This is a genomic window from Streptomyces sp. NPDC002868, from assembly GCF_055563295.1.
In genome coordinates this window covers 44,249-57,252 of record NZ_JBVHDR010000021.1, presented here as the reverse complement: position 1 = coordinate 57,252, position 13,004 = coordinate 44,249, and the positions used below count along the sequence as shown (strand labels likewise).

Genomic DNA, 13,004 nt, shown 5'->3' with positions numbered 1-13,004 from the left:
AAGTTTTTTTAGCCATCGAGCGGCGACAAGCTCACAGCCATACCCAGAACCCCTGGGTCCTGCCGATCCTACGAATGACCGGCTCAGACCCACGCCTGGAAGGTAGGACAAGCTAAGCATCTAGAACTCGCTCTGCAGCTGAAATGCGTTGCGGCCGCGTCCTTGTCCGGGGCGGGCTGTGTGGACGAAGGGCAGGTTCGCGCGGGCGCCTGAGTGGAATTCGACCCCGATGCCCGGGTGCATGGCCGGGGCGGGGCGGTCACTGTAGCCGTACGCGCGGGCGATCTCGTCGGAGGCCGCGTTGGTGAGGAGAGCCGCGACGTACGCCTCCGCCCGCTCCGCGGTCATCATTCCCTGCTCGTACAGGGACGGCAGCGGAACCTCCGCGGGCGGCATGCCGGTCACAGGCGTCTCGGGCTGGTCGAGCTTCTCGCCGGGCGCGGCGACACCGGTGATGCCTACCCAGAGCTGCGCACCGGAGCTGAAGGTGATGGCGAGGCCTCGGGGACGTGAGCCTTCTTCGCTCCACGGCTCCACTGCCTGGATGTCCGGGCCCTTGGCGAGGGAGTCCAGACAGAACTGCTGGAACCGTTCAGAACGCACGTTTTCGATCTCCATTTCGATTGAGCTGCATCATCGTACGGACCGGCTGCCGCTTCCGGGCGCGGCGCGGCGGTCATCGGATAGGCGGGCCAGGGCTGCGGGCATCACGGCGTCGGCACCGAAGCGGGCGCGGGCTTTGTCGGCGGCGGCCTCGATGCGGCGAGCTCTGTCGTCGCCCGGGTCGAAGGTGAGCTGCCGGGTGGCGCGTTCGGCGCCCTGAAGGTCTTCCGCGCGCAGAGCAATGCCGCGGACGCGAGCCCGCTGGAGCCCGAGCGCGCTGTAGATGTCGTACGCGGTGCGGGCCAGGGCGGCGGCGTGGTTGGTGGGTTCGGGCAGGCGGCGGGTGCGTACCGTCATGGACCGGTCGGCGTAGCGCACGGTCAGGGTCAGCCGGCCGGTCACCTGTCGTTCCTTGCGCAGCCGCGCGCCGAGCTGTTCGGCGAGAGAGAGCACGGCCTGGCGGTGGCGGGCGGGGTCGAGTTCGTCGCGGGGGAAGGCATGGTCGGCGCTGCAGGAGCGGGCGGGTGCCTGGGGGGTGACCGGGCGCGGGTCCTCGCCTCGGGCCCGGTCGTGGATCTGTCGGCCGACGGTCTTGCCCAGGAGGCGCTGCAGGGTGCCCAGGGGTGTGTCGGCGATGGCGCCGATGGTGTGCAGTCCGTGCCGAGTAAGGAGGCTGGCGGTCGACGGGCCCACCCCGAACAGCGCGGCGACTGGGCGGGGGCGCAGGAAGGCGGCGATCGCCTCAGGGGTGTGGTCGAGGTGGGTGATGCTGCCGGGCGCGGTGGCGTCGGCGGCCATGGCGGCCAGCATGCGGTTGCTCGCCGATCCGATCGTGGTGTTGATGCCGTGCAGGGCGAGCGCGCGCAGCCTCACAAGCTGGGCGATCTGCTGCGGATCACGGTCGAAGAACCGCAGCGCACCGGTGACATCGCAGTCGGCGGCATCCGGTGGCAGCGCTTGGGTGCGGGGGGTGATGCCCTGCAGCTGCTCGATCAGTCGTCCATAGAGCTCGAGGTCGGAGCCGTCATTGATATGGAAGTGGATGTGGAGGATGTGCCTCTCGTTCATGACGCTCACCCCGCGCTTCCTGGACTGGTGTAGCCGAGGGCTTTGAGGTCGGCGGAGCGCTGCCCGGCCGGCTCCAGGTCCGCCCAGGGGTGCAGTTCGGCTCCGGTCTCCTGCGGGATGGTGCGGTGCGGCGCATCGCCCCTGGCTGCCGGCGTGGCCGGTGTGGGGGTGGCGTCGGGGCCGAGGAGGCGGTGTACGGCTTCGGGGCCGTGGTCGCGGCGGGCGGCGGCGAGTTTGTCGAGGTCCCAGACCATGGAGCCGGTGACGGTGTTGCGGCCGCCGCGGCGCTGGATGGTGCCGCGGACCAGGAGCAGGCCGCTGTGGAAGATGGTGTGGGCGCAGGCGTCGTGGCTGTCTTCGAAGAAGGCGAGGTCGACCATGCCGGATCCGTCTTCGAGGGTGACGAAGATGATCCGCTTGCCGCTTCGGATGGGCGGGGTCTGGGTGGAGGCTCGCACGCCGGCCACCAGGACGCGCTGGCCCGGGTGTAGTGCGCGGAGGTGGGCGGCGTCGGTGGCGCCGAGCTCGCGCAGCAGTTGATGGTGGTGGTCCATCAGGTGCTGGGACACGTCGATGCCGAGTATCTGCAGCTCCGAGGTGAGGGCTTCGCGGCCGGTCATCTCGGGCAGCCCGGCTGTCTGCCCGGCCGTCTCGCTGTCGGTGTGGAGTGGGAGTTGTCCGTCGTCGAGGGGGCGGCCGCGGTACTGGCGGTGGAGTTCGGCGATGTTCAGCAGCAGGTCGCGGCGGGTGAGGGGTCCGCGCAACGTGTCGAGTGCGCCGATGGTGACGAGGCGTTCGGCGGTGGGCCGGTTGGGGCGGGCTCGTTGCCACAGGTCGGACAGGGAGGTGTAGGGCTGGCTGGCGGCGATCCGGGTGACCTCGGCCTCGTTGATGCCGCGGACGCCGGACAGGGCCAGGCGCACACCCCACGTGCCGTCCGGGGCCTGTTCGATGGTGTGGGTGGGCTTGGAGTGGTTGATATCGACGGGCAGCACGGCGACGTTGTGGCGGCGGGCGTCGGCGACGATGACCCGCTTGGGCCACATGCCCGGGTCGTGCTCAAGCAGCCCCGCATACAGGGCGGCCGGATGATGGGCCTTCAGCCAAGCGCTCTGGAGCGCTGGGACGGCGAAGGCGACCGCGTGGGCGCGGCAGAATCCGTAAGCGCCGAACGCCTCGAGGATGTTCCACACCGTGTCCAGCACGTCGGGTGCGTAGCCGCGAGCGGAGGCTTCTTTGAGGAACCAGGCGCGGATCTTGGGCATGCGCTCGCTATCGCCGAGCGCGCGGCGGGCAATCTCGGCCAGCGCCCGGTCGCAGCCGGTCAGGGTGGCGAGGATGTCGATGATCTGCTCGTGCCAGATCACCACCCCGTAGGTGTCGGCCAGGACCGGTTCGAGATCCGGGTGCGGGTAGCTGGGGGCTTTGCCGTGGCGTGCGGCGATGTACTGCTCCGGCATGCCGCCGGCCACCGGTCCGGGCCTGAAGAGGCTGATGTCGGCGATGACGTCCTGAGTGTTGCGGGGCTGCAACCTGCTGAGCAGGTCCATCTGGCCGGGTGATTCGAGCTGGAACAGGCCCAGGGTGTCGGATGCCTGGATGAGCTTGAACGCGAAGAAATCATCCAGCGGCACCTGCTGCGGGTCATCCAGATCAATCGCCTCGCCCGTGGTGCGCTGGATCTCGGCGGTGGCATGGGCCATCGCGGACTGCATCCGCACGCCAAGCACGTCCAGTTTGATCAGGCCGAGGTCTTCGACGTCTTCCTTGTCGGCCTGGACCATCGGATAGCCGCCGGGGGTGGGCTGCACGGGCAGCCGGTCCAGCAGCGTCGCGTCGGTGAGGATGACGCCGCAGGGGTGCATGGCGATCCCGCGGGGCAGGGCGTCGAGGCCTTCGGCGAGCTCGAACAGCAGCCGGTACGGGCCGGCCTGGGCGGCCAGTTCTTTCAGCTCGGGCAGTTCGGCGAGGGCGGCGGTGATGTCGCAGGCTCGGATGTGCGGGAACGATTTGGCGATCCGGTCCAGGTCCGCGGGCGGGATGCCGAGGGCGAGGCCGGTGTCGCGCAGGGCGTGGCGGGCACGGTAGGTCTCGGGCATGCCGGTGACGGCGACCCGTTCCAGCCCGAACCGGTCGATGATTTTGTCGTAGACCTCGAGCCGGCGGGCGGACTCGACGTCGATGTCGATGTCCGGCAGGGATGCGCGGCGCACGGACAGGAACCGTTCGAAGAGCAGCCGGTGATCCAAAGGGTTGGCGGTGGCGATCATCAGCGCGTGATTGACCATGCTGCCCGCGCCGGAGCCGCGTGCCGCGACCCGGATGCCCATCTCCCGTACGTCGGCGACGACTTGGGCGACGGTCAGGAAATAGGTGTCATAGCGGAGCTCGGCGATGACGGCGAGCTCCTCCTCCAGCCGCTGGAGGGCCGCTGTGTCGCGGTCGAGGCCGCGGCGGACCATGCCCGCCTCGCACCGCTCGCGCAACAGCCGGGACGCCTCCCCCGCTCCCCCGCCGACGCCGACCACCTCCGGTTCGGGGAAATGCGGCGCACCTAGGCCCATGTCCTCGATCGGGTCGAGCACGCACTGGGCGGCCGCCGCCTCTGTGTCGGCGAGCAGTCGCAGAGCTCGCCTGGCTCCCGTGCCGGCGGCTTCGGCAATCCGGGAGGCGGCATCCGCCATGGCGGCCGGGTCCTTGAGCCACCGTTCCCCCGAATCGAGCTGGCGCCGGTCGATGGGGCGCAGCAGCCTCGCCGCGTCCAGCACGTCGGCGAGCCGGTGCTGACCCGGATCGGCGTATCGGGTGGCATTGGTCAGCACAGCGGGGACGTGGACGTGGTCGGCAAACGTGAGGGTGCGGGCGGCCAGGCGCAGCGAGCCGGGACCGGTGCCGGATTGGCCGTGCCACACGGCCTCCAGCCGCAGCCCGGTCCCGAACAGCTCGCGCCAGGGGGTGAGCAGCTGCTCGGCGATGTCCGGACGGCCCGCGGACAGAGCGCGGCCCGGTTCGGAGACCGGTCCGAGCAGGGCGATCAGTCCGTCGCCCGCGTGCTCGCGCAGCGCCTCCCAGGACACCACCGGCCTTTCGCCATGGGGCTGCTGGTGGGCGGCGGAGGTCAGGCGGCACAGCCGGGCCCAGCCGGCCTTGCTTTCGGCGAGCAGGACTATGCGCAGCGGGGGCTCCACCACGTGGGCTCCGCCGCGCACCGGGGTGCGGGGGCGCTGGGCACGGACCGCAGCAAGGGGGGCGATGGCCAGGTCGATGCCGAAGACCGGCCGGATGCCGTGCTTCATCGCCGCCTTCGCGAACCGCACCGCGCCGGTGACGGTGTCCCGGTCGGTCAGCGCCAGCGCGCTCATGCCTCGCTCGGCCGCCCGCTCCACCAGGTCCTCAGGGTGGGAGGCCCCGTACCGGGCGGAGTAGCCGGACGCGGTGTGCACGTGGGTAAAACCCGCCATGCCTCGCCTCCGAACACCACTGACCCCACCTGTCTATTTTCGTGCGAATTACACCGAAAAGCGCTTTCGAACCTCTGTTCGAGAAGGGTAACGCGTGATGCCCTCTGCGGCGACCGTGGCGCACGTGAGACCCCACGGACGGGCGAAGCCCGGGCGAGCGGTGTTGACGCAGCCGGGCGTCATTCCGCTGCTGGCTGGTCCGGGTCGACGGAGGGCTGTTCCGCGCCATACAGCGGGACGTCGTCGGGGGTGAGGTCGATACGGAGCCGGTGGAGATTGACGGGGTGGCGCCAGCGGCCGCGATCGACAGCGGTGTCACCGTGAAATTCGGCGACGAGCTGGGGCGCGACGGGGGTGAAGGCGAGGGGTTCGCGGCTGCCCCAGTGCGAAGTGAAGTGCACGTCGTGCCAGGGGTGGTCGGCGCCTGCGGGGGTGAGCAGGCCGCCGCCGAGCTCCGCACGAAGCCGAGGCGCCAGGGGTGTGCTGCGGGCGACCAGCAGGAAGCGTCCGTCGGTGGTGTAGCGGCCGAGCAGGACGGTCTCCGGTCGGATGAGGCTGCCTGTGACCGCGCCGATGACCGCCTCGGCGGTGTTGCGGGTGCGGTACTTCAGCCAGCCTCGCCGGCCGGGCTGATAAGTCTGGTCGAGGCCCTTGATGACCAGGCCCTCCACGCCGACCGCTGTCCACTCGGTCAGCCACTCCTCGGCCAGGGCGCGATCGGTCGTCGACGGTGTGAGCGCCCACGGAGCCTGAAGGCCGTGGCCCTGGAACAACGACTCCAGTGCGGCGCGGCGCTCGGCGTAGGACCAGGTCAGCATCTCGGTACCGGCGTGCTGTAGCAGGTCGAAGGCGACCAGGTGCGCCGGCTGCTCACGCGCCAGCAGAGCGACCGTTCGTGGCCGACGGTTCATCCGGTGCTGCAGCGCCGAAAAGTCGAGCCTGCCGCCCGTGTAGATAACGGCTTCGCCGTCGATGACGACGTCCTCGCCCAGCGCCGCGGCGGCGTCAGCGATCTCCGGGAACGCTCCGGTGAGGTCCCGTCCGTTGCGGGACTGCAGGAACACCGTGCCATCGGCGCCGGCGAACACCAGCAGCCGGAAGCCGTCGTACTTCGGCTCGAACACGGTGCCGCCCGGCAGGGCTGCCGGGCCGGGCAGCCGCGGTACCGCGCGGGCCAGCATCGGCTCCACCGGAGGAGCAAGACTCATGTAAGGGAATTACCCGGGCAAAGAGTGCAAACTCGTTCCTGTCGGAGTGAAGGGTGCTGGGTGAGCTGTGGATCTGGAGAGCATCACCGAGGAGCTGTACGAGCTGGCGCCCGAAGACTTCATCGACGCCCGCAGCCAGCACGCGGCCGCTGCCCGCAAAGCGGGCGACCGGGAACTGGCCGGCAAGATCGGCGCGCTGCGGCGGCCGACGCTGTCCGCATGGGCCAGCAATCTCCTCGTACGCGCCCAGCCCGACGCCGTCGCCGGTCTGCTCCGCCTCGGCGAGGGCCTGCGAGAAGCACACCGCGAACTCGACCGTGAGCAGCTGCGCGAACTGTCCAGCCAGCAACACCGCCTGGTCGGCGCGCTGGCACGCCAAGCCCGCCAGCTGGCCGCAGAAGCCGGCCATCCGGTCAGTGAAGCCGTACAGCACGAGATCGAAGCAACCCTGCACGCGGTCCTCGCCGATCCCCAGGCAGCACAGGAATGGGCCTCCGGCCAACTCGTCAAGCCTCTCAATCCCCCAGTGGGCTTCACCGCGGCCGCAGTCAGCGCCACCGCGCGGACGGCCGCTCCCCCACCCCCAACACGATCCAGCCGCCCGTCCAGTCAGGACCAACAGGACGGTGCCGACAGCTCGGTCCGGAGCGCCAAGGAGCAGCACCGCGAGGCAGAGCAGCAACGGAAGGTCGCCCAGGCCCGCCACGACGCGGAAATTGCCGAGCAGCAGGCACGCGAGCGGGAGGAAGAACGCCAGCGAGCCGAATCAGCGCAGGAGCAGGCCGAGAAACAGCTCCAGGCGGCAGAGGCACGGTCCGCCGCCCTCGCCGAGGAGGTGAAATCCGCCCAGGAGCAAGCACGCCAGGCACGAAGCGCACTGGACCAAGCCCGGCGCGGCCTGTCGGATGCCGTCCGCAAGGCCCGCGAAGCACGAAGCGGCGCCGAGACCGCGCGCGCCCGCGCCAAACGCATCGAGGACGCGAAGTGACCGGCGTGGTCCTGGGGCCCAGGGGCATGCGAACCCCTCCCCCAATGCGCTAGCAATTGCTAGGATGCGAGTATGGAGACCGAGAAGAAACAGTTGAACGTCCGGGTCGGGGCCCGCACGCACGAGCTCCTCACCGCGCGGGCCAAGCGCCGCGGCGTCACCATCCAGGCGTACGTCTCCGGCATCGTCGAGAGCGAGGTCGACCCGCAGCGCGACGCCTTCGTGTCCGGCCTGGTCGATGACATGACAGACCTGCTGGGCGAGTTCGAGGAGACCTTCGAGGCGGGCAAGCGTTGATTCTCCAAGTGGATGCCCGCTGGATCGAGGAATCCCTCCAGCAGTTCGAGGAGAACACCGGGCGCGAAGTCGGCATCGACGACTGGGGCGCTCTCGCCGCCGCCGTGTACCGGCACGCGTACGAGCTGCACGCCGGCGAACCCTTCTACCTCGAAACCCCCGTCCGCGCCGCGGTCCTGCTCCAGATGTTCGTCGCCACCGCGCCGCTCACCGACTACAACGGCCTCGTCGGCAGCGCTCTCGCCATCCGCTACCTGCGCGAGTCCGGCGAGCCCGTCAAACCGCCCGCCGGGGGCATGACCCAACTGGTTACAGGCCTTCGAAACGGCACCCTCGCCCTGCGCGAGGTCGCCGCCCAGTTGCGCGCCTGGGCTCGCTGACCGGCTCTGCGACGCGCTGGAGCCGCAGCCGCCCGGGCTGCGGCCAGACCCAGGCGAGCGTGTCCGTCTCAGATGATCTGGTCCCTGGTGATGCCTGTTACCTGCAGCGACCAGAAGAAACGAGAGCCGTGACGCTGGAAATCTCAGTGGATCTGGTCCCGGACGCACGGTTGCCCGGTGCCGTCTCAGTTGATCTGGGAGGACACGTTCGCGGCTCTTTACAGACCCGTGGAGGCGCTGCCCGCTCCTGCGCTGGTCTCGTGCCGTCTATTCGGCTGCGGGCTACTCAGGACGACCTAGGTACTCGCGCCCAAGCGGAGCGCGGTACCTGCTGCCTAGCATCCCGAGCATGAGTTCCGTTGAGCAGATGGCCGGATCGAGTGAACAGGTGGCGGCGCGGCAGCAGTCGCGGGGTACGACGTCGCTTGTACTGGGTGCTGTCGCCGTCGCGATGATGGTCTGCCCCTTGCTGCCCGCCCCGGTCCCGATGTGGGTCCGCCTTCTTCCCGTGTACTTCTTCGTGCCCGTGGGGATCTCTGCGGTCGTCTCAGGCACCGTCGCTCTGCGCAGGATGCGGGGCCGGGAGGGAACCGATCCCTTCCGGGCGCGGGCGGGTGTCGCGCTCGGCACCGCGGCCGTCGTGATTCCGCTGGCCGTGATCGTCTGGGCGATCTGGGCGCTGAGCCAGGCCTACAAGTAGACGGCGATCAGCTTTGAGGTTCAGAGATGGGTTCTCAGTCGATACAGAACTCGTTGCCCTCGATGTCCTGCATCGGGATGCACGAATCATTGCCGTCATACAGCGTTCGCACGTGTACCGCGCCGAGCGGGACCAGTCGTGCGCATTCGGCCTCAAGTGCGGCGAGGCGCTCTTTACCCACGAGTCCGGTGCCGACCCGCACATCAAGATGCAGCCGGTTCTTGGCGGCCTTCCCTTCGGGGACGCGCTGGAAGTACAGTCGCGGGCCCACACCTGAGGGATCACTGCAGGCGAACCATGAATCCCGCTGCTCAGGTGGCTGCGAGCGCTTGAAATCGTCCCAAGTGGCAAACCCCTCCGGTGGCGGCGGTACGACGTACCCCAACACCTCGCACCAGAAACGAGCGAGGCGCTCAGGTTCTGCGCAGTCGAAGGTGACTTGGAACTGCTTGATCGATGCCATCGGTCCACCCTATTGGCGCGTGCTGCTCACCGAGATCCCGGGGTTTCATCGCCGTGCGGGTCGAGGTCTCGCGTGACATGAGTAGCGCGAACGGACCAGATCGCCTGATACAGGGGCCAATTCGCATGAGACGGGACAGAGCGAGTCACCCCGGCCGGGAGTGCAGCCTCGCTGTCCCTTCTCATCGTTGGAAGGGGGAACCGTGGAGCAGCGTCAACTCATGATGCGAGCGGGCGTAGTTGTCTTACTGCTGGCCGCAGTTGCTGTAGCTGTCGCCGTACCGGGGGTTGGCACATGGGTCGTGGCGGCGGTCCTCGCAGGGCTCGCCTCAACTCTCGGCGGGTTCGTGACCCGCAGTGCAGATGGGGCCATCATGCGTGGCCGTGATGCCCTGCTGGACCACGCCCCATCAGCTCCCATCATCGTGGCGGCTTCCCAGGTGAGTGGCGTGAGTGGACACATTGGCCCTGTTCCTGAGGATCCGACAGAGCGGCATAACTCGCCCGGTTGGGTAGGCCTGACGGACACGACCGTGCATCTGACCGTCGAGGCTGTCGTCGAGCGTGCCGTAATCCTCAACAAGCTGGAAGTGCGCGTGGAATCACGATGCCCCCCTCCCCGCATCGACTACATCGGGCCGTTACTGATGCCCGCCCCCATGGAGCGGGAGGAGTTACGCCGTTTCGATTCCGACCTCGACGACCCAACGCCCGTACCGAGGCCAGCCTCCGGCGTGCCGGACTTCCCGTACACGGTCTCGCACCTTGACCCGGAACGTTTCATCCTCAATGTGACTGCCGGTACACCAGGAGATATCACGTGGCGTATCGAAGTGCACTGGCTGTGCAATGGGGAGTCAGGGGTCGTGATCGTTGACCAGGCAGGACAGCCGTTTCGGCTCGTACGCCGTGGGCGCTCGCCACGTTGAGCACCGCGCGAATCGACGAAGACGGATCGCGGCCCCATGCGAAACGGATTGTGCGCCAGCCGCCAGACACACCCTCCGCTCTCCACTGCGACTGGATTGGATGAGACAACGGCTGAGTGCGCTGAGAACGGACAGCAGAACCTCCACCCCGCCGTGATGCGCTGAGAATCCGACACATCGCTTGAGACTTCGTGAGAATCCGCCAGCTTCAATGCGACAGGACACCGTCTCTTCGGCCCTGTTCTCGTATAGCTGCCGCCATCCGACAAGTAGCTCTCTGTAGCGGATCAGAGGTGTGGTTTTGTTCACGGGTCGATGAAGTGAACGAAGCCAGAAGACGAAGCAAGGAGCCGCGAGGGCGGCTTGCAGCATGTGCGCGACTTCACCCAAGGCGCTGCCGGTGAGCCCGTGAGCGAACGAGACCGGCGACACGTACAGCGGCTGGACCTCCTTGACCGGCCTGAAGACACGCGCGGCCATATAGATGTTGCCCTGAGCGAGAGCGCTGACGGCGGTGTGGTCGAGGACGTACCCAGTGCTCACGCGGCACACTGCCCCTGCTCCACGCCGATAAAGCAGTTCCATGCGTCCGCAGCCCGTACGGCTTCCAGCGCCTGCTGCCACTCGCCGCGTTTTCGGTTGGCCGGCGTCCTTGCCACCCGCTTCGGCGGATTGGGCGCCGGCCTTTTGCGTGCTCGCGAACCACCAGGCCGTCCCCGTCACGCATCAGCCAGGCCCAGCACAACAGACACCTTCTGGCATGCCAAATTCCGCTCGTGATGTGTATATGGTATAGTTGTTTCATCGTCTGGCGGCTGGCCAGCACACGAAGACATTTACGAAGAGCACGACTTGCGGATCAGCAAGGAGACGCTCGTGGCTGCCCAGGAGAACCGGTGAGAGATGGGGACGTCGTATCGGTCATGCTGTCCGACGACGAAAGCCGCGACGTTCTGACCCGGGTGATCCTTCCTGCGTGGACGAAAGGCGCTGCTCGCCAGGACCGGCCGGTCGTCGTGATCGTCGGCGGCCAGCCGGGCGCGGGGAAGACCCAAGTCGCTGACCTCGTACAGGCGGTGCTGGACCGTCGCGGCGGCGCGGTGCGGATCGGCAGTGACCTTTACAAGGCCGCACACCAGCACTACACCGCACTCCTGGCCGTCGATGTCCGCACGGCCGGAGTCAAGGTCCGACCGGACACGCGCCGCTGGCAGGCTGCCGTCGAGGAGTACGTCCGCATGCACGGATTCGACGCAGTGGTGGAGTCGGCCCTGGCTGATCCCGCCGAGTTCCGTGCGTTCGCTGCCGCGTACCGGCAAGCCGGCTCCCGGGTCGAGGTGGTCGCGCTCGCGACCCCGCAGGCGCTGAGCCAGCTCGGGATCGTGGACCGCTTCCTGACCGAGGCGATCAGTGGAGCGGGCGGGCGGTACGTGTCGTGGGAGAACCATGACTTGTGCGCGAAGGAGATGTTGACGACGCTGGCGGTCATCGAGGCCGAGCAGTTGGCCGACCGCATCACCGTCGTACGGCGAGACGGCACCGTCCTGTACGACAACGAGCTCATCGACGGGACATGGCGGCGTCGGCCCGCAGCCGAGAAAGCGGTGACATACGAGTGGAGGCGGCCGTGGAGCGCCCGGGAGACGGAGGTCTTCCGTCGTTACCTAGCCCGTACCGACCAGCGCCTGCACCGCGATCTGGCCGATGAGGACGGGCGCCTTGCAGTCCAGCGGGACGCCGAGCGCGCCGCCGCGCTCGCCGAGCCGGTCCGGCGGATCGCTCAGCCGCGCCGGACGGCGCCGGGCGTGGACTACCACCGGCTGTCCGCCGAGGAACACCGCTGGGTCTTCGACGAGCTGATCGCCCCGTCCTACCTGAACACCATCGTCGACCGCGATGACCCGCGGGCCGTGTACGTACTGGGCCAGCCGGGAGCGGGGAAGCTGCTGGCGGCCAGAATGGTCAGGCGGGCCATGCGGCCGGGGACGACTCACTTGGTCGGCGACGACTTCAAGGCGTCACACCCGGACTACCTGCGACTCCTGACCGAGGATCCCCGCAACGCCGGCGCCGCGATCCGGGCCGACTACCGCGCCTGGTTCGCCGAGGCCGAAGAGTACGTACGTCTGCGACGCGGTGATGCGCTCATCGAGGGCGCACCGGGCAGCACGGACGAGTTCCTGGCCAGCGCGCTGCCGTTCGCGACCGACGACTACCCAGTCGAGCTGGTCGTCCTAGCCGTCCGGGAGGCGGACAGCCTGCTGGCGACAGCGCTGCGCTACGCCCGCTCCCTCCAGATCGGCGGCTACGCCCGCTTCACCTCACGCGCCGGGCACGACCAGTGCTTCCGCGCACTGGCCGACATCGTCGAACTCGCCGAGCGGCATCCAGCGATCACGGCCGTGACAGTGATCCGGCGGGACGGGCAGGCGCTGCTGCGCCACGAGGCCGGCGGCGCGGGCCGGGCATCGTGGGCGCTGGCCGCAGAACGACTCCGGCCGTACACCGAGCAGGAGGCCGCGGCGTTCCTCCGGCTCCACCAGGCGCTGCGCAGGGCGCTGCCGCAGCACCGGCGGGAGCTGGACGACATCGCCGCGCTCGCCCGCCCACTGATGCCCGTGCGGGTGCAGCCGACCCGGATCGACTGGCCGCATCCGCACGTCGGGCCCCTGCCCGTGCTACTCAAAGCGCCAGCGGCGCTTCGCCGCACAATGCGGCGAAGTACGAGGGCGACCACAGGTGCCCGTACATGATGGCCCGGTTGATCCGGCCGGTACGTGATCCTTCTCGCCGTTGAACTCCTTCAGCTCCGCCTCGAAGTCTGCGCAGACCTTCGCATGATCTCTTCGATACGGCTCAGCATCTCGTCGTTGAACACTCCGCGCCGGTACCTCGTCACATATGTTCA

General features: G+C 68.6%; 11 protein-coding genes and 1 pseudogene. 6 read left to right on the top strand and 6 right to left on the bottom strand.

Going from position 1 to position 13,004, the window contains the following annotated elements:
- Window positions 1-120 precede the first annotated feature (120 nt).
- From ACZ3H8_RS36175 to ACZ3H8_RS36160, 4 genes are all read right to left on the bottom strand, one after another.
- A complete protein-coding gene (locus ACZ3H8_RS36175) occupies window positions 121-603 on the bottom strand; it encodes a hypothetical protein (RefSeq protein ID WP_467409031.1) in 483 nt (160 codons plus the stop codon).
- Window positions 604-633: 30 nt separating this feature from the next.
- The gene (locus ACZ3H8_RS36170) at window positions 634-1,671 is read right to left on the bottom strand and encodes a DNA polymerase Y family protein (RefSeq protein WP_467409030.1); all 1,038 of its coding nucleotides are present in this window, start codon (window positions 1,669-1,671) and stop codon (window positions 634-636) included.
- A gap of 5 nt (window positions 1,672-1,676) precedes the next feature.
- Entirely contained in the window at window positions 1,677-5,132 is a 3,456-nt protein-coding gene (locus tag ACZ3H8_RS36165) for a DNA polymerase III subunit alpha (RefSeq protein ID WP_467409028.1), read from the bottom strand.
- 179 nt (window positions 5,133-5,311) lie between these two features.
- Entirely contained in the window at window positions 5,312-6,340 is a 1,029-nt protein-coding gene (locus ACZ3H8_RS36160) for an ATP-dependent DNA ligase (protein ID WP_467409027.1), read from the bottom strand.
- 67 nt (window positions 6,341-6,407) lie between these two features.
- Here ACZ3H8_RS36160 and ACZ3H8_RS36155 point away from each other — a divergent pair, with 67 nt between their 5' ends.
- From ACZ3H8_RS36155 to ACZ3H8_RS36140, 4 genes are all read left to right on the top strand, one after another.
- Window positions 6,408-7,328: a hypothetical protein gene (locus tag ACZ3H8_RS36155; protein ID WP_467409026.1), complete on the top strand. Its 921-nt coding sequence runs from the start codon at window positions 6,408-6,410 to the stop codon at window positions 7,326-7,328.
- A gap of 72 nt (window positions 7,329-7,400) precedes the next feature.
- The gene (locus ACZ3H8_RS36150) at window positions 7,401-7,625 is read left to right on the top strand and encodes a hypothetical protein (protein ID WP_175304021.1); all 225 of its coding nucleotides are present in this window, start codon (window positions 7,401-7,403) and stop codon (window positions 7,623-7,625) included.
- Window positions 7,622-8,005: a hypothetical protein gene (locus ACZ3H8_RS36145; protein WP_467409024.1), complete on the top strand. Its 384-nt coding sequence runs from the start codon at window positions 7,622-7,624 to the stop codon at window positions 8,003-8,005. The genes ACZ3H8_RS36150 and ACZ3H8_RS36145 overlap by 4 nt, the downstream gene beginning before the upstream one ends.
- 349 nt (window positions 8,006-8,354) lie before the next feature.
- Window positions 8,355-8,705 (top strand): hypothetical protein, encoded by a 351-nt coding sequence (locus tag ACZ3H8_RS36140; RefSeq protein WP_467409021.1) that lies wholly within the window; start codon window positions 8,355-8,357, stop codon window positions 8,703-8,705.
- A gap of 34 nt (window positions 8,706-8,739) precedes the next feature.
- On the opposite strand, the gene ACZ3H8_RS36135 is transcribed toward ACZ3H8_RS36140, so the two are convergent.
- Complete coding sequence (locus ACZ3H8_RS36135) at window positions 8,740-9,168, bottom strand: VOC family protein (protein WP_099505056.1); 429 nt, start codon at window positions 9,166-9,168, stop codon at window positions 8,740-8,742.
- Between the two features lie 202 nt (window positions 9,169-9,370).
- Between ACZ3H8_RS36135 and ACZ3H8_RS36130 the strand changes: the two genes are divergently transcribed.
- Together ACZ3H8_RS36130 and ACZ3H8_RS36125 are read left to right on the top strand one after the other, a co-directional pair.
- Window positions 9,371-10,096, top strand: coding sequence for a hypothetical protein (locus ACZ3H8_RS36130; protein WP_467409019.1), 726 nt, complete (start codon window positions 9,371-9,373; stop codon window positions 10,094-10,096).
- 896 nt (window positions 10,097-10,992) lie between these two features.
- On the top strand, window positions 10,993-12,849 hold the full coding sequence (locus ACZ3H8_RS36125) for a zeta toxin family protein (protein WP_467409018.1): 1,857 nt from the start codon (window positions 10,993-10,995) through the stop codon (window positions 12,847-12,849).
- Here ACZ3H8_RS36125 and ACZ3H8_RS36120 read toward each other — a convergent pair.
- A pseudogene (locus ACZ3H8_RS36120) lies at window positions 12,779-12,998 on the bottom strand (IS200/IS605 family transposase); the annotation flags it as partial. The gene ACZ3H8_RS36125 and the pseudogene ACZ3H8_RS36120 overlap by 71 nt on opposite strands.
- Window positions 12,999-13,004 lie beyond the last annotated feature (6 nt).

What these genes read in the sequence shown, in the direction of transcription:
- ACZ3H8_RS36170 (WP_467409030.1), bottom strand. Translation starts at nt 1,671, where the DNA reads ATGAACGAGAGGCACATCCTCCACATCCACTTCCATATCAATGACGGC.
- ACZ3H8_RS36165 (WP_467409028.1), bottom strand. Translation starts at nt 5,132, where the DNA reads ATGGCGGGTTTTACCCACGTGCACACCGCGTCCGGCTACTCCGCCCGG.
- ACZ3H8_RS36160 (WP_467409027.1), bottom strand. Translation starts at nt 6,340, where the DNA reads ATGAGTCTTGCTCCTCCGGTGGAGCCGATGCTGGCCCGCGCGGTACCG.
- ACZ3H8_RS36150 (WP_175304021.1), top strand. Translation starts at nt 7,401, where the DNA reads ATGGAGACCGAGAAGAAACAGTTGAACGTCCGGGTCGGGGCCCGCACG.
- ACZ3H8_RS36140 (WP_467409021.1), top strand. Translation starts at nt 8,355, where the DNA reads ATGAGTTCCGTTGAGCAGATGGCCGGATCGAGTGAACAGGTGGCGGCG.
- ACZ3H8_RS36135 (WP_099505056.1), bottom strand. Translation starts at nt 9,168, where the DNA reads ATGGCATCGATCAAGCAGTTCCAAGTCACCTTCGACTGCGCAGAACCT.